The organism is Planctomycetia bacterium, from assembly GCA_016795155.1.
In the GTDB taxonomy this organism is placed as follows: domain Bacteria; phylum Planctomycetota; class Planctomycetia; order Gemmatales; family HRBIN36; genus JAEUIE01.
In genome coordinates, this window is record JAEUIE010000053.1 from 134,875 (window position 1) to 150,109 (window position 15,235).

13 protein-coding genes are annotated in these 15,235 nt (G+C 48.5%); 9 read left to right on the forward strand and 4 right to left on the reverse strand.

Translation table 11 applies throughout. The features are described 5' to 3' along the window. The 4 genes from JNJ77_18315 to JNJ77_18330 all read left to right on the forward strand — a co-directional run bounded on the left by JNJ77_18315 (window position 1) and on the right by JNJ77_18330 (window position 4,164). Window positions 1–615 carry a DUF1080 domain-containing protein gene (locus JNJ77_18315; protein MBL8824547.1) on the forward strand — a complete coding sequence of 205 codons (615 nt, stop codon included), beginning with the start codon at window positions 1–3 and terminating at the stop codon, window positions 613–615. Window positions 616–651: 36 nt separating this feature from the next. Further along, window positions 652–1,413 (forward strand): bifunctional demethylmenaquinone methyltransferase/2-methoxy-6-polyprenyl-1,4-benzoquinol methylase UbiE, encoded by a 762-nt coding sequence (gene ubiE / locus JNJ77_18320; protein MBL8824548.1) that lies wholly within the window; start codon window positions 652–654, stop codon window positions 1,411–1,413. Between the two features lie 18 nt (window positions 1,414–1,431). Then, a complete protein-coding gene (corA, locus tag JNJ77_18325) occupies window positions 1,432–2,475 on the forward strand; it encodes a magnesium/cobalt transporter CorA (GenBank protein MBL8824549.1) in 1,044 nt (347 codons plus the stop codon). Window positions 2,476–2,544: 69 nt separating this feature from the next. Beyond that, the gene (locus JNJ77_18330) at window positions 2,545–4,164 is read left to right on the forward strand and encodes a phosphoglycerate dehydrogenase (protein MBL8824550.1); all 1,620 of its coding nucleotides are present in this window, start codon (window positions 2,545–2,547) and stop codon (window positions 4,162–4,164) included. Here the strand turns inward: JNJ77_18330 and JNJ77_18335 are convergent. Together JNJ77_18335 and lexA are read right to left on the reverse strand one after the other, a co-directional pair. Beyond that, the gene (locus JNJ77_18335; protein ID MBL8824551.1) at window positions 4,156–5,241 is read right to left on the reverse strand and encodes a DUF1501 domain-containing protein; all 1,086 of its coding nucleotides are present in this window, start codon (window positions 5,239–5,241) and stop codon (window positions 4,156–4,158) included. The two genes, JNJ77_18330 and JNJ77_18335, sit on opposite strands and share 9 nt — an antisense overlap. A gap of 146 nt (window positions 5,242–5,387) precedes the next feature. After that, window positions 5,388–5,996, reverse strand: coding sequence for a transcriptional repressor LexA (gene lexA, locus JNJ77_18340; GenBank protein MBL8824552.1), 609 nt, complete (start codon window positions 5,994–5,996; stop codon window positions 5,388–5,390). A gap of 158 nt (window positions 5,997–6,154) precedes the next feature. On the opposite strand from lexA, the gene trpD reads away from it, so the two are divergent. Genes trpD through JNJ77_18355 form a run of 3 tightly spaced genes read left to right on the forward strand, consistent with a single transcriptional unit; the run spans window position 6,155 to window position 9,716 of the window. Next, a complete protein-coding gene (trpD, locus tag JNJ77_18345; protein ID MBL8824553.1) occupies window positions 6,155–7,123 on the forward strand; it encodes an anthranilate phosphoribosyltransferase in 969 nt (322 codons plus the stop codon). Window positions 7,124–7,131: 8 nt separating this feature from the next. Beyond that, window positions 7,132–8,058: a nucleoside hydrolase gene (locus tag JNJ77_18350; GenBank protein MBL8824554.1), complete on the forward strand. Its 927-nt coding sequence runs from the start codon at window positions 7,132–7,134 to the stop codon at window positions 8,056–8,058. Then, window positions 8,055–9,716: a hypothetical protein gene (locus JNJ77_18355; GenBank protein ID MBL8824555.1), complete on the forward strand. Its 1,662-nt coding sequence runs from the start codon at window positions 8,055–8,057 to the stop codon at window positions 9,714–9,716. Before JNJ77_18350 ends, JNJ77_18355 begins: the two co-directional genes overlap by 4 nt. A 23-nt stretch (window positions 9,717–9,739) precedes the next feature. Here the strand turns inward: JNJ77_18355 and JNJ77_18360 are convergent, their stop codons facing one another. Together JNJ77_18360 and JNJ77_18365 are read right to left on the reverse strand one after the other, a co-directional pair. Continuing rightward, the gene (locus tag JNJ77_18360) at window positions 9,740–11,095 is read right to left on the reverse strand and encodes a BBP7 family outer membrane beta-barrel protein (GenBank protein ID MBL8824556.1); all 1,356 of its coding nucleotides are present in this window, start codon (window positions 11,093–11,095) and stop codon (window positions 9,740–9,742) included. A gap of 347 nt (window positions 11,096–11,442) precedes the next feature. Beyond that, entirely contained in the window at window positions 11,443–14,193 is a 2,751-nt protein-coding gene (locus JNJ77_18365) for a hypothetical protein (GenBank protein MBL8824557.1), read from the reverse strand. Window positions 14,194–14,384: 191 nt separating this feature from the next. Between JNJ77_18365 and raiA the strand changes: the two genes are divergently transcribed. Continuing rightward, the gene (gene raiA / locus JNJ77_18370; GenBank protein MBL8824558.1) at window positions 14,385–14,720 is read left to right on the forward strand and encodes a ribosome-associated translation inhibitor RaiA; all 336 of its coding nucleotides are present in this window, start codon (window positions 14,385–14,387) and stop codon (window positions 14,718–14,720) included. 39 nt (window positions 14,721–14,759) lie between these two features. Next, entirely contained in the window at window positions 14,760–15,233 is a 474-nt protein-coding gene (locus tag JNJ77_18375; protein MBL8824559.1) for a PTS sugar transporter subunit IIA, read from the forward strand. Window positions 15,234–15,235: the final 2 nt, after the last annotated feature.

The window sequence follows — 15,235 nt, forward strand, 5'->3', positions numbered from 1 at the left end:
ATGCCTGGGATACTCATTAGCTTGTTAACTTTGATGACTCCTGTTCAGGAGAACAGTGAGTGGGTCAGCCTGTTTAATGGCAAGAATTATTCAGGTTTGACGTTTTACATCTCAGCAGGTCCGGAACGAACTTTTGATGTGAAAGATGGTTGTCTCTGGATCAAGGCGCCACTTGCTGGATACACCTATACTCGGAAAAAGTATTCCAATTTTGAGTTGGAGTACGAGTGGAAATATGAACGACCTGAAGATTTGACAGACGATTCCAAATTCGCAGGCAACACGGGAGTGTTACTTCATATCTCTAGGATCATGAAAAACTGGCCCAAGGCTGTTGAAATCGAAGGAAAGTATCTTGAGGAAGGCAAACTGTTATTTCACAGCAAGGCACAAGGCACATTTACCGATCATGAAGTAGCCCGCAAAGCCGCTGTTAAACCTGTCGGGCAATGGAATCAGATGCAGGTGCTCTCCAAGGATGGAAATATCCTGGTTAGGTTCAACGGCAAGCTTGTTGCAGAAGGCACCACCGATCTGAAAGAGGGCAATATTGGCTTTCAGGCACAAGGCTCCGATGTCTTTTATCGCAACATTCGCATTCGTGAATTGAAATGATCTCGTTTGCTGACAAAGAGCCTGTAAAACAAAAGTATGTCTACGACAACAGAATCACCACCTCCGTCTGCAACGGCACTGGACAAAAGTAATGTCCGAATTCGCAAGATGTTTGGCTCTATCGCGCCATACTACGATCTGCTCAATCATCTCTTAAGCTTGAACATTGATAAAAGCTGGCGCGCTAAGACGGTCAAGCTGGTGGCCCCTGTTGCAGATCATGGGCCGATTCTTGACGTTTGCACAGGATCGGGAGACTTGGCCCTCGGATATCAGAAAGTTGCTCAAGGTAAAATCGATGTTGTGGGTGCTGACTTTTGCGGTCCGCTTCTGGATAGAGCATGCAGAAAAGCTAAAGATCCCAATAAGAAATGGAACAAACCGGTTCGCTTTCTTCAGGCCGATGCCCAGCGATTGCCATTTCCCAGCAATCAATTCCAAATTGTCAGTGTAGCCTTTGGACTGCGAAATGTTGCCGATACGAACCGTGGCTTATCGGAAATGATTCGAGTCTGCAAGCCTGGTGGCCGTGTAGTTATCCTGGAATTCTCCAAACCTCGTGTCAAAGTGATTGACAAACTCTATCTGTGGTATTTTCGTTCTGTGCTGCCTCGTGTTGGACAATGGTTTTCAAAAAGTCCCGATGCAGCGTACAACTATCTACCTGCAAGTGTACTTTCATTTCCAGACTACGAAGAATTATGCCAGCGAATGCAGTCGTTGGGACTGTGCGAGGTATCTTATCATCCATTGACCTTTGGTGTAGCGACTATCTACATTGGGAAAAAATCAGGCTAACAAATCATCGGGTACAGTATGAAGCTTCAGATTCTTTGTCGTTCTGCTGGCAGCGCGCAGCCATCCATCATCACTGAAGCTGCATTGATAGAAGCACTGTCGAATAATGACAGCACACTCTGGATTGACATCGTGTTTGGTACAGAAGATGTTGCAGCAACTACAACGTTCCTGAATCGATACTTCACGTTTCACCCACTGGCTCTTGAAGACGCGTTGCTGGAAACCCACTTGGCACGTGTGGATGATTGGCAGAAGTATCTTTACATCGCTTTCCACGTCATGATGTATCGAAATCATGCTGTACATCAGCAGGAATTGGACATCTTTCTTGGCGCCAACTACCTGGTCACCATACATTCGGAAGAAATCGAAACGTTACAAAAGTTGTGGGATCAGCTACAGAAAAATTCTGATCAAAGGCAGATGCAAACACCAGACAGGCTGCTCTATCATCTCTTTGACAAGCTAACCAACACGTCCATGCAGACCGCCGACTGTCTGGACGATGCTTTGGATGAGATCGAACAACAGATTTTCAGTCGTCCTCAGCGTGGACAGTTGGGTGAACTGTTTCGCTTGAGAAGAGTGGTTTTGCAGATGCGGCGTATGTTTGGCAATCAGCGAGAAGCCATGAATCGCCTGGCACGCGATATATTTGGTGTTATTCATCCTGAAAATCGTGTGTACTTTCGCGATATCTACGATCATCTCGTCCGTATGCATGAACTATCTGATGGTTTGCGCGACATGGCCAGCAGCGCCCTCGAAAGTCACATTTCCGTTACCAGCTATCGCATGAATGAGGTGATGAAGACACTTACGGTGGTAACGGTACTCTTTATGCCGTTAACATTTCTGACAGGCTACTTTGGGATGAATTTCTTTGGCGATCAGTTCAATATCGATAATCCCTGGTCGCATTATTTCTGGTTCATCGTCTGCATGCTGCTGATGGTAATAACCCCAATCGCCATGCTCTATTGGATGAAGCGTCGAGGCTGGTTGAATTCTTCGCTGCAGCCTGAGCGGCAAGATCTCCATTCAGATCACAAAACATAGTCAATTCGCCTGCCATTTTCTAACTTGTAAGTTTCAACTCGAATCATAACTTCACCTGAGGAGCATCGGATGCCTCGTGTTCTTATTTGCGACAAGATGGAAGCAGATGGCTTAACCATTCTTCAAAATGCAGATATCGAAGTCGATAATCGTCCGGGAATGAAAGGGGATGAACTGAAGGCAGCATTACAGGCAGCCGATGGAGCCATCGTTCGCAGTGGTACCCGAATCACAGCAGATTTACTGGAAACCCCCGGAAAGTTACGGGCGATTGTGCGTGCTGGTGTCGGAGTAGACAATATTGACATTGCCACGGCAACCCGCAAGGGCGTGATTGTGATGAACACGCCTGGTGGCAATACCATCAGCACCTGTGAGCAAACCTGGGCGTTGATCTTTGCTTTGATGAGGCACACTGCACCAGCTGATCTTGTCATGCATCAGGGCGGGTGGGATCGTAGCAAATTCGTTGGCACCCAACTGGCCGGAAAGACACTAGGTGTTATTGGCTTGGGGCGCATTGGCCGTGAAGTTGCTAAACGAGCACTGGTCATGGAAATGAAAGTGGTAGGGTATGATCCTGTACTTACTGCTGACCGGATCCAGGCAATGGGGTTTGAAGCAGCGTCGGATGTGCAGACAGTCTTAAAGCAGGCGGACCTGGTAACTATTCATGTGCCACTCACTGAAGAAACCAAAGACCTCATTGGGGCTGCAGAACTGGCTTTGATGAAAAAGGGCAGCCGGATCATTAACTGTGCTCGCGGTGGTATCATCAATGAACATGCCCTGGCTGATGCATTGAAGTCGGGTCACCTGGCTGGTGCCGGGCTTGATGTCTTTGTAGAAGAGCCGCCACCAGCAGATCATCCGCTTCGTTCACTATCTAATGTGGTGCTGACGCCTCACTTGGGGGCATCTACCAGTGAAGCACAGAAATCAGTGGCGCTCGAAGCTGCTCATCTTCTGGTTGATTATCTCACCAAAGGCCAGGTGAATTCTGCAGTTAACCTGCCCGCTGTAGATCGCGCGACATTGCAACAGCTACGTCCATACCTTGATGCAGCCCGCCGCATGGGACTTCTTCTTGCCCAAATTCAGGAAGGATCGATCAAGAAAGTATCACTCACGTTCCGCGGTGAATTGACAGGTTCAGCCATGTCCTGGCTGTCGGCTGCACTGGCGACCGGGCTGATGGAAACGCATCTTAGCGAAATGTTGACACCTGTTAATGCAGTGTTGGTAGCTCGCGAGCGAGGCATTGATATTATCGAAGAGCATAATCCTGGCAGGGGCGACTTCAATACACTCATCACGGCCAGCATGGTTACTGATAAAGTGACTCATCAAGTTTCAGCCACGTTATTTGGCAACGATTATTTACGTCTGGTTCAGATCGATGGCTTCAATCTGGAAAGTTATCTTGATGGCAACCTGTTGCTCTTCACTCACCGTGATTTGCCCGGCCTCATCGGCTACATTGGAACTGTCTTTGGGCATCATGGTGTCAACATTGCCCAAATGGTAGTAGGCAGAAAAGAGAAGGGGGGCGAAGCAGTGGCAGTCCTCAATCTCGACAATCTACCAACAGAGGCAGCATTGAATGAGGTCCGAAACCATCAGCACATTCGTACGATGCACCTGGTGAAGCTGCCACCTGCGGGTGAAGTCCCAGCCTGGTTAGCTTGAGCTTGGGCTGCTGAACAATTCCGTAATCGGTTCGCCATATGGCAGTGCTGTAGTGGTACGCAAGCCTGCAGCATAGCGAACGGTATTGGCAATGGCACTCGCATGAATCGGTCGGCTGGCTGGTTCCATGCCCAATCGGTCTGAACTGCCAATGACCTGTCCGCCTCGAACTCCACCACCGGCAAAGAGAGCCGACCAAACACCAGTCCAGTGGTCACGTCCGCCACGTAAGTTGATTTTGGGCGAGCGACCAAATTCACCGCAGGCCACTACTAAAGTGGAAGACAACAATCCCCGTTGTTCCAAGTTAGCGATCAACGTCGTGAATGTGGCATCAAACATGGGTGCTACCGTGTTCTTATAATCCTGTAGCGTGGTGTTCAGTGAAGCACCATCAGCATGGCAATCCCATGAAAGTGAATCGTAAACCGTGTTGAACATATTAATGACAACATGCTGATGCCCCTGTTCAATGGCCTGCCTGGCGAGCAGGCAGGATTGACCAAAAGCATGTTGACCAAAGGCTTCTTGCATCTTGTTGGTTTCTTTTCCGAGCCTTATAGCAGTGTTTGGCGCTATGGATCGAAATCCATCTTGACCCCGACTCAACTCAACCCCTGTATTTTCGATTTGACACGGAATGAGCAGGCTTTCCTGTTTTGCAGGCAGTTCCTTTACTACATGCGGGTACTGGCCTAGCTTCCCCTGTTGAACCAACTGCAGGCCAGTTTCGTGAATCGGTGGTTCCTGATGAAAAACCGAACGCACCACTGCAAGCCGGTGTGCCTGTTGTGCTAAACGTGGGAAGAGTTCGGTGAACTGCATGCCTGGAATACTGGTACGAATTGCCTTAAATGGGCCACGATATTCCAGCGGGGCATTGGGCTTTGGGTCCCAAGTATCAATATGGCTTGGTCCACCAACCAGGTTGATGAAGATACAGCGAAACGCATCTCGTGTGACGGGAGATTCTGAGGATCCAAGACAGGTAGACGTTATCAGTCCGGCTGCACCTAAGTGTAAAACGTCTCGTCGTGTGAGCTTGGGTATAGAAATCGGCGTTGCATTGCTGTTCATAAAACTCTCACCACAGTGGGGATGACACTGAGAGAATAGTATCAAAGTTTGCGTTCAGGTGCCAGCAACAACCATGATGAACTCAAACAAAAACACGAGTTGATACACTTGTTCAACTCGTGCTCTCGAAGGTAAATCAGATTGCATTATACTTTACGAAGTACGCCGACGAGGACACCCAGCACACGAATGTCTTTGACGTGATCAACATAGATAGGTTTCATCGCACCGTTGCAGGGTTCCAGACGAATGCGTTTGTTTTCCTTGTAGAACTTCTTTAACGTGGTTTCGCCATCCACCCAGGCAACAACCCGTTCACCATTCTTGGCTGTTTCCTGCTTCTTGATAACTACGTAATCGCCATTTTGAATGTGATCTTCGATCATCGATTCACCCGATACTCGAAGTACAAAGTTGTTATCGGCTTTAAACAATTCCCCTAGTTCCAGTTGTTCATTCAGTTCGATGGTGGAAACGGGAGCACCAGCAGAGACTACACCCAGCATTGGCAAAGTCACACTGCCCGGTTTGTAACCGACAATGTGAATGGCTCTAGCTGAAAATCCTTCCCGTTCAATGAAATTTTTCTTTTCCAGTGCCTTAAGGTGGCACATCACCCCATTCGGAGATTTGATCTTAAAGCGATTGGCAATCTCTCGCACGGTTGGTCCATATCCGCGTTCATCAATCTTTTCGCGAATGAACTCGTAGATATCCAGTTGTCGTTCAGTCAATTGATCGCTGGCAACTCGCATGATCGCCTCTTGCAAAAAGGGGACTGAGTGATGTACTGTACAGTGTATAACAGTCTTGCACGGGTGGTAAAGTGTACATGTACAAAAAATCTTAATCTGTGTCAAATATTCACTAGATTACTTCATTTATGTCAACCATCCCTTTTTTTGAGTTTTGCATGATTGATGATCGGTTTGTGAAAATGCTGGATGGTCAATTGTCTGATGACGAGAGCAGAAATCTCTTAAGTTCCATGCGAGGACTTCCAGTAACGGGAGAAATGCTGGCACAGGCAGCCAGTCTGTTGCGGGATCGTATGACAACCATCGAGTATCCTGAACCTCTGCTCGATACCTGTGGAACCGGTGGCGATCATCAATGCACCTTGAACATCAGCACTGCAGCAGCATTTGTTGTTGCTGGCGCTGGTGTGAAAGTTGCCAAGCATGGCAACCGGTCGGTTTCCAGTTCGTCAGGCAGTTCAGATGTTTTGAATATATTGGGAGTTCACACGGATATTCCTTCAGAAGGAGTTAAGGCTTGTCTTGATGAAGCGGGCATTGGTTTCTGCTTTGCCCCAAGGTTCCACCCCAGGCTGCGAGCCATGGCGCCAATCAGGAAGCAACTGGGTTTTCCCACTATTTTTAATCTGCTAGGCCCTTTGTGCAATCCGGCAATGGTTCAACGCCAGGTCATGGGTATAGGCAGCAGAGAGTATCTGCGTCCCATGGCTGAAGCACTTTTATCATTGGGTGTAGAACGGGCTGCGGTGGTACATGGCGATCCTCGATTGGATGAAGTCTCACTGCAAGGGGCTACTCAGGTGTTTCTGATTTCAGATGGGACTATTCGTGAAATGTCGTGGTCGCCCAGTGATTTTGGGTTTGAACCGCAATCCATAGAGTCGATCCGCTGTTCTGATGCGAGTGAAAGTGCAGATCAGATCAAAAGAATTCTACAAAATGAATCAGTTCCCGGTTTGCCCTGGGTACTGGCTAATGCAGCAGCCAGTTTGCATGTCACTCATCCGGAAAAAACACTAAGTGAATGTGTACAATGGTCACAGGAGGTGGTACGCTCAGGCAGAGCGTATCGTGCACTGCAATTATTGCAGTTAGTCAGTCAAAAGTACCTCTCTTCTTCCTGACAGCTTCCATGTCGAAAAAGACCATTATCATTGGCGATCCTGGCATAGACACGGCTTTTGCTATCGCCCTGGGTCTGTTTCATCATGAACTTGACGTGGTTGCTTTGGCAGCGACTGCAGGGAATGTATCTGCGGAGCAAGCCTCAGAAAACCTGCACAATCTGGTGGAACATTTTGATCCGCAAAGGCTGCCTCGAATTGGTCATGCAATACCTGTTTCGTTTGAGCCATTTGGGCAGCGTATGTGTGGAGCGCATGGTCTGGGTGGGCTGAAGCTATCTTCGGTAAAGAAGTTGCATAGCCTGCCTGCGGATAAAGTCATTGTGGAAGAAGCGAAAAAATATCATCACGAAGCGCACATCGTATTGCTTGGACCTGCAACTGTGTTGGCACTTGCTTTGGAACGAGATCCTGAATTGCCCTTTCATTTGAAGGGCCTGGTCATTGTTGGTGGTGTCTACCAGGAAGCAGGAGATGCAGGTCCGATATCAGAGCATCACTTCCATGCAGATGCTTTATCTGCCCGCAAGGTAATACAGTGTGGTATCCCTCTTGTACTGATCCCGCTTGATATCTCTCGTCGTTTTGCTTTTTCACCTGCAGAACTCGATGAACTGTTGGCGGGAAATTCATCGGTAAACAACCTTCTCCGACGATTGGTTCCCGGTGGCTTACGGGCATCAGCGGAACATTGTGGTATTGAAGGGCTGATCCTGCCCGATCTTGCGGGTATCTGTTATATGCTTTGGCCCCAGTTCTTTACAACTAAGCTGCGTGTCATGGACATTGAAACCCAAGGGGAGTTAACGCATGGCATGTGTGTTATCGAACATCGACACACCAAAAAAACTCCCAATGTAGAGTTGGTAGTGGATGCTGATCTGGTAAGCTTGAAAGCAGAGCTACACAAAGCCTTTCATGGATTTTGCGGATGACCAAGGATTCCTGGTATCTCTTAAAGTGTTCCACCTGTTGGGCCACATTACGCATCAAGAATGAATATACGCATATGCGAGGGAAATGCCCCTCATGCGGTTCTCGCATACCGGCTCCTATCCCTAAAGCACTATCTTTTGATGCTGATCTGGTCGATGGTGAGCCACTCGATGAAGAATGGCCTGAACCCGCTACCTTGATGTCGAAGCAAGAATCTGAAGTCTCTTCCTACGCCCTCAGTCAAACGGATGGCACAACTGGATCAGTGACAGCAACCAACCAGGCGAAGCAGGAAGAGGAGGAAAGTGGCGTCTACTCTTTGGCATTCGAGCCTGATTTGCCCAAGACACCGGGAGTTACGCGATCAGCAGAGTGGGATCAATCGCCTGTCAGTACACAACCACCAACGCCTGAAAAGAAAGGCGACAACAAGCCGCTTCCGCCAGCTGTCATTGATTTGTCCGCACCTGCTCCAACGAATGATGATAAAGTTTTGTCTTTCAAAACAGAAATCGATCCACTGTTTGGCGATGAAGTCAAAGTGGAAGTGAAAACGGAAGCTCCCAAGCCTGTTCAACAAGAACCCGCTGTTGTACAACCCGCTCCAGTTGCACGCCTGGCTACGCAGGAAGACGAAGAGGATTTGTCTTCGAGCCAGATTTCGTCGATTGGAGCTGCAGTAAAGAAAAAGAAGAAAAAGAAAACAACAGAATCTTCACCTCAGCCAAGTTCTGAATTGGATAAGCCAACATCCGATACCCATCTCTACCGTTTGAGTTCTGCAGAAGAGAACCGTGTCAAGCTCGACGAAGTCCCGAAGGCACTGTTCATTGATGGTGTCTTTACTTTTCCGTGGCAGCCTCGAAATCTTCCTCCGTGGATATGGCTATCCATCTTTTTCGGATTAATATTTCTGCTCTTTAGGTTGATGGCATATGTACTGGAATCTGGCAGCATGATGGCCCAGGTGGGCGTTGGTGCTATTGGTATGGCTTCAGCAGTGTTTATCTTGTTTACCCTGTCATATGGCGCCGCCTGTTGGTCGAACACAATTACTTTTACCTCGGCAGGTAGCTTGGCAGTTGACTGGTCAACAGATGGGTGGAAAGAAAATGTCGTCACCATGCTGAGGATTGGGTACTACTTTGTTATCGCCATGCTGATGTCTACGCCATTTCTGGCCCTGAATGTGTTAGATATTGGCACATACCTGTGGTTGATGTCCATTCTCTTCTTTTTCCCATTGTTTCTATTCAGTGGACTAGCTTCGCTGACATTTTGGAACTTTATTCACGAAGGCGTGTTTAAGAAAGTGCTCGCCAAGCTACATCACTACCTGCTGATGTATGTCATCAGCTTGGTATTATTTGGTATTGCAGGCGTAGCCATCTATTTCACAATACGATTTGGATGGATTTGCCTGTTCTCAGGCCCGCTCTTTGCCGCTGTCTGGTTGATCTATGGTCGCTTGTTGGGGCGCATGGCATTTCTTCTTCAGCAGGAACCCAAGCGAAAGAAAAAGAAGAAGAAAAAGAAACAACCTCAGGAAGAAAACTCCGACGCTGCCCATGCTGATGACGAATCGGTTCTGGAAGAGATGAATGTAAAAGGCCCACGGGAGGACGCCCGTGGGCCTGGGGGAGCGCGACCGGTGTAACCCGGTCGCGGCGGTGGGGCTGCTTAATATCGGAGTTCCAGTCCCAGGTTCAGACCGTGTGCATAGTATCGGCCTTCCTTGAACATATTGGAGACTGGTATTGGTTGTGCGGCTGTGCCCAGGTCAATGGTACCTGCACCGTTAGAAGGTGCACCGCCGCCATTCATCTGAGCCACGCGTGTCATCACCAGGATATTGTACCCTGCGAACACACTGCAATGTTCCGTGATGTGGAAGCCTGCATTCAGGCTGCCTTCTAATGCAAAGGCTAGACGGGTGCGTTCTTCTTTATAGATGGTTGGTGCAGGATAAACTTCGAAGGGGATATTAACATCAGTGTTGCCAACCACTTCGACTGCTGACAGGCTCTGTCGCATAGCACCAAATGCTAACTTGCCAAAGCCATTCAGAAAGAACCTGCCAAGATCAGTATCGAAGCGGGCGCCTACCTGAGCTGCATAAAACTGATTGTATGCACGGTATTGTCCACCCAGGAAAGTAGTGCTGGTGGTAGGATTGCCAAATTCATTAATGATGTAACGGTCATCTGTCACGCTGAGGAATTGAGTAAGCTCGTGATTGAATTCCAGGTCAAGGTAACGGAGACCATATATCTCACTGACAACGGTGTTGCCGATGGTGAAGCCGCGGTGATTCACATTAGCTTCGAAGCCGTATAGCTGTGAACTGGCTTTGCCTTCGATGGATGCTGCAAGATCCGCATCGAAAACTACAGGTGTTTCGGTAAGTACATTGACTGGAAGTGGTGGATCACCGGAAACGATCGTGGTAATGGTGACATCGCTTAACCCCGTCTGAAACTGAACATTATTGACCGAAGCGGTTCCTCGGAACCCAACGGTCTTGCGTTCCAGCTGAAAGTAAGAGAACTCAGCACCCCAATCATGATTGGAGTCGAGGAACATACCTATGGTGATACGGCCGCCGGTGCGATCCTGTCCATCCAGACCTGAGCCTGTCAGAATACTGGGATCGAGCTTGGCAACGCCGGAGATATCTTTGGTTTCAAAAAGAATCGGATTCAGCGGATCGGTGATGTTATAGGAAGCTGATCGGAAGCCATATGGCATGCTATCCCGAAAAGCAGGCAATGAATCTATACCACTATTCCGGAAAGTACTGCCTAACTGCCACACGAGCACTTCGGCCCGGCCATACAGACGGTAGTCATTTCCAAAGGATGAGCAACCGTTTCCATTGCTGCATCCGACAGCACAATCGTGCTGGGCAATGGTACCAGTGCGGGCTGCTGTACCACTAGCCATCCGTACGGAGGCTAACTCAATATTTTCCTGGGCCGCGGCGAAACCTGTGCCGGCCAACATCGCAGTCAACGACCAAACGATCTTGCGCTTCATGGAACTCCCCCTGCATCACGCAGATGCCTGTATCCAATGCAAGGTCATAGCCCCTGACTTGATCGGTGTTTCTTGGGTCAGATCAAGCCCCGGGACCTGGTCCCTGCGTGTTGGCAAACTTCAACTTCATAACCTCATGGCGAACATCGGTTCAGTGGTGCGTTGCTTGCTGAACTTTTCGGTCAAGTTGGTCTTGACACGAATATCGCACACTCTGGTTATGCCAGCTTTGTTATCGGCAACGAAGGGGAGGTGAATAAAATGTTTGCCTAAAAAGAATTTGGGAAATTTGGATAAACTTCTACCCGCTGAATATGCTCGTTGCGGTTTTACTGTTAAATAACAGCTTATTTTGGCACATTGGCTGTAGTTGACGAGACTTTTTCAACTCCTGGTGTAACCGGATTAATATTGATCGACTCTATTTTCAAATCATCGAGATAGACAGTTCCCATCCCAGTTAATGCAATGGAGAGAGAAATCTGTCCAGAACTTGGGACGGTTCGATACAATTCGATCTTTTTCCAATTGGTGGAATGATACAACCGAACCCCCAATGCTTCTGTGCCGGCTGAATCATAGATCAGTAATCCGTCGGCACTGGCTTTGAGGGGTTGCGGGATGCGGTACCATCCTGTCAATTTCACGGTGGTTCCGGGTGGCAACTGAACTGGTGGGGTAGTCAAAGCCAGGAAAGTACGTTCCAAAGCATCCGGTGCATAATTGGGATCTTTTGGAGTAATAGACAGTTTCCAGCATTGATTTCCTTCATGAGGAGATTCACTCACCCTGGCTTCAGCTAGTAGAACTTCATCCAGAGTATCTTTCTTAATTGACCAGCCCGTTGGAACCGGCCCAACTGGTGCTTCACAATCTCCATCGCGCAGCAGGTTTCCGCTCAACTGCCCCTGATTGGTTTGCTTCAGCCAGTCGTAATATCGAGGCAATGTGTAGTAACTCAATGTGTATGGCGAACTCACTGGACTACTAAGACCTTTCACTGTGTAATCCCAGTGGTTTCGCATCAGTTGTCTGATGTATTGCCCACTTCGCTGACTTGCTTGATAAGACAGACGTTGATCCGCGAGATTACCACGCGAAAACGATTGAAAAGCATCTTGCAGATGCTTGTAGGCCTGTTCGCGAAGTTGATGGTCATACGGCCTGTTCAAGCCGTGTGATTTGAGCTGTTCATGCACTGCTTCTACAGTAGTCAATTCCTCTCGTGCGGCATCATAGGCCCACTGTGCAGTCTGGCGTGCTGACTGTTGTGCTTTCTGCTGAATCGTTCCAATCTTGTTGGCATCGTTGGTGCAGAGCAGGGCAGTGCAAATCGAAAATTCGGGGATCACCACTTCTACACCACCTGCTGCCCGTCGATGATGCAAGGCGCGTAAATCACCAGGCACTACTTCGTATACCTGTGAATCGATAGGAACCCCAGGAATGACGAGTTGCAGATGCTTGACATGACTTGGACCCATGACAAACTGGTTGTCTGGTGTAGTCCAGATAGGCAATACGAGGAAACCACCTTCACAACGGGCAACTGCACAATGGATGCGAGGATCGCGTGTATTGATCCAGACGATGTCTTGCATGGTTGCCAGAAATGGTTCCAGCAGGTTGAAATGCTGGTTCAATAAAGCCAACTCGAGTTTTCTAGCCTTGCCCAGTTTTTCATCATTCAGCGATGCATCAGCCCAGAATCCGAGTCCACGATAACCTGCTGACAGTGCCAAAAATGACATCAAACGAATTTGCCCGGGATTAGGCCCCAAATCAGCTTGATTTTTGGTTCGTTCAACACCCGTAAGCATAACTTTCGTAGATTCAGGTACATGAGTTTGAACCCAGGTCCAGAAATAGGCATCAGGCTGAGCCAGACGGGTTCGGCTCACCAGCCAATCGCGATATTCAATGGGATTCAGGGTAGTCATCAGTGGCCAGCGATGGACACCGATCATTTCGAGATGCTGGCTGTATTGGCGGTAACCATTCCACACAGACCCAGAATAGAGTTGTCCTTGAGTACGTGATCCACGGAGCGATTTGCTGACGATATCTGCCTGGTCAGTTGTCAGTCCACTTTCACCACTCAATTGCCAGGCTAGGACATGATCAGTGCGAGGAAAGCGATCTATCTCGTTACGCAAGGAAACGCTGGTCAATGCAGCCAGACCACCGGTTGGCGGTCGCAACTCCGGGATCAGCCAGAAGCCTTCGCGAACGGCGGATGTCAGTACTGACTCTGGGGTTTTACTGTCTATCCACAGTGTATTGAAACCAATCTCGCGTAGATTTTTCAGTGAGTTGGTGTCGGTGTAGCGAATACCTCGCATAAAGAAGGTCTGCTTGTTGACCATCAGTTTGTTTCGAGTCAGTTCTACCAAGGGAGTATTGTTGCGCATCGGAGTAATACTGGTTGGTGTGGAGGTATTTTTGGGTTCACTGGTAGAAATGTTCAAAACTGGACTGACTTCCACATCATCGATCCAGACCAGGTGCTCACCTGGTCCGCTATACACATTGAGTTGCAGTTGATCAAAATAGGCACCCTCGACATTGACTTTGCGATTCAACTCACCTTGTAATAGCGAAACCTGTGAAGCAACCTCTTTCAAAGGGTTACGAAGCCAGAGTTGTTGCCACTGGCCAGATTGGACATACATATCGCCAACGACGAGCATCGTAACCGGCTGATCCAGATTTTTGCTGTTGCGTTCACGTGGAAGCACGACTCTTGCAGCAATCTTAAGTCCAGGACGATTGGCTTTGATCCAGACACTGATCAGCATGTCCTCTACGATTTCAGTACGTGGCAATCCATACCAGTAGTAGATGTTTGTTCCGGATTTTGCGATAAGATGGATATGTTCTGAATGAGTTCCCGTGTGCGCAACGGTATTGGATATCTGATGGCGGTTTTCCTGGAATGGTGCATCAGCAGTACCAGATCGCCAGGCCATTGTGCCTTGTTCAAAACTGTCACGATGATGGTTGGACGTTGGGGGTTGGGCAGTAGCTGAGATCATCAGGCCGCTCATTACAAGAAGCGCAAACAGGCCGCTGATATGACGAATTGGGCCGGTATCCATACCAACCTCCAGAATCTCGATACAGTTATTTCAAGTGGATACCACAACCCCGAAAACGCGCAAAGCCCAATCCGGCTTGCAGTTAGTTGTTCAGATGACAATGAAGTTTCACAATTACTCTGGTTAAGGATTTGCTTGCTGACATTGCCCATGTGCCTTACACTAACACAGCAAACTAATTGGAGAAACGTATGCAAATCGTCGTGACGGCTCGTCATGGGCATTTGTCAGCGGAACATCAAACACAAATAGAAGCTAAAGTGGGTAAGTTACTCCATTATTTCAGTCGAGTTGAGTCAATAAATGTAACCGTCAATCTGGAACATCAGCACGGACCGAAAGATGTTGAAATACAGTTAAATGCAGAACACAAGCATGATTTTGTGGCAAAAGACAGTGATGTTGATATCTTTGTCGGCTTGGACAAAGCATTGGCCAAGATGGAGCATCAGATTCGCAAGTATAAAGAGAAGATACAGGATCATCGTCGCGCCCCAGCTGCTGGCGATATTATCGGTAACCCATAAGGGGCTGTCAGACCGGGAGTCAGCGTTTTACCTATGAGCATACGCATTACTGATTTTGTCATCCGAGAAGCTATTGTGCCTGGCATCCACGCCGGTACCAAGGATGCCGTCATTCGAGAACTGGTTGCGAGCCTGAAATCAACCGGGAAGGTGGCTGAATCGGATGAAGAAAACATTGTCAAAGCCATCACCCGTCGGGAACAACTCGGGTCAACTGGTATAGGTCGAGGTGTGGCAATCCCCCATGCCAAACACGAAAGTGTTGGCAAACTCATAGGCACTGTTGGCATAGCGCCAGCTGGTATTGCCTTTGAGAGTCTCGATAACGATCCGGTAAACATCTTTGTCATGCTGCTTTATGCTCCCGAGCGGCCTGGTGAACACTTACGGGCACTGGAAGCGGTTTCCAGGCTGCTGCGGGATGAGAAGTTTTGTCAAACACTCTTGCAAGCCAAGACTGGTGATGAAATCTGGCAGCTACTTTGTGAAGCGGATGGCATCGCAGCAAGATAGCT

What these genes read in the sequence shown, in the direction of transcription:
- lexA (MBL8824552.1), bottom strand. Translation starts at nt 5,996, where the DNA reads ATGCGAGTTGCCAGCGATCAATTGACTGAACGACAACTGGATATCTAC.
- corA (MBL8824549.1), top strand. Translation starts at nt 1,432, where the DNA reads ATGAAGCTTCAGATTCTTTGTCGTTCTGCTGGCAGCGCGCAGCCATCC.
- JNJ77_18350 (MBL8824554.1), top strand. Translation starts at nt 7,132, where the DNA reads ATGTCGAAAAAGACCATTATCATTGGCGATCCTGGCATAGACACGGCT.
- JNJ77_18355 (MBL8824555.1), top strand. Translation starts at nt 8,055, where the DNA reads ATGACCAAGGATTCCTGGTATCTCTTAAAGTGTTCCACCTGTTGGGCC.
- JNJ77_18360 (MBL8824556.1), bottom strand. Translation starts at nt 11,095, where the DNA reads ATGAAGCGCAAGATCGTTTGGTCGTTGACTGCGATGTTGGCCGGCACA.
- raiA (MBL8824558.1), top strand. Translation starts at nt 14,385, where the DNA reads ATGCAAATCGTCGTGACGGCTCGTCATGGGCATTTGTCAGCGGAACAT.
- ubiE (MBL8824548.1), top strand. Translation starts at nt 652, where the DNA reads ATGTCTACGACAACAGAATCACCACCTCCGTCTGCAACGGCACTGGAC.
- JNJ77_18335 (MBL8824551.1), bottom strand. Translation starts at nt 5,241, where the DNA reads ATGAACAGCAATGCAACGCCGATTTCTATACCCAAGCTCACACGACGA.
- trpD (MBL8824553.1), top strand. Translation starts at nt 6,155, where the DNA reads ATGATTGATGATCGGTTTGTGAAAATGCTGGATGGTCAATTGTCTGAT.
- JNJ77_18365 (MBL8824557.1), bottom strand. Translation starts at nt 14,193, where the DNA reads ATGGATACCGGCCCAATTCGTCATATCAGCGGCCTGTTTGCGCTTCTT.
- JNJ77_18330 (MBL8824550.1), top strand. Translation starts at nt 2,545, where the DNA reads ATGCCTCGTGTTCTTATTTGCGACAAGATGGAAGCAGATGGCTTAACC.
- JNJ77_18315 (MBL8824547.1), top strand. Translation starts at nt 1, where the DNA reads ATGCCTGGGATACTCATTAGCTTGTTAACTTTGATGACTCCTGTTCAG.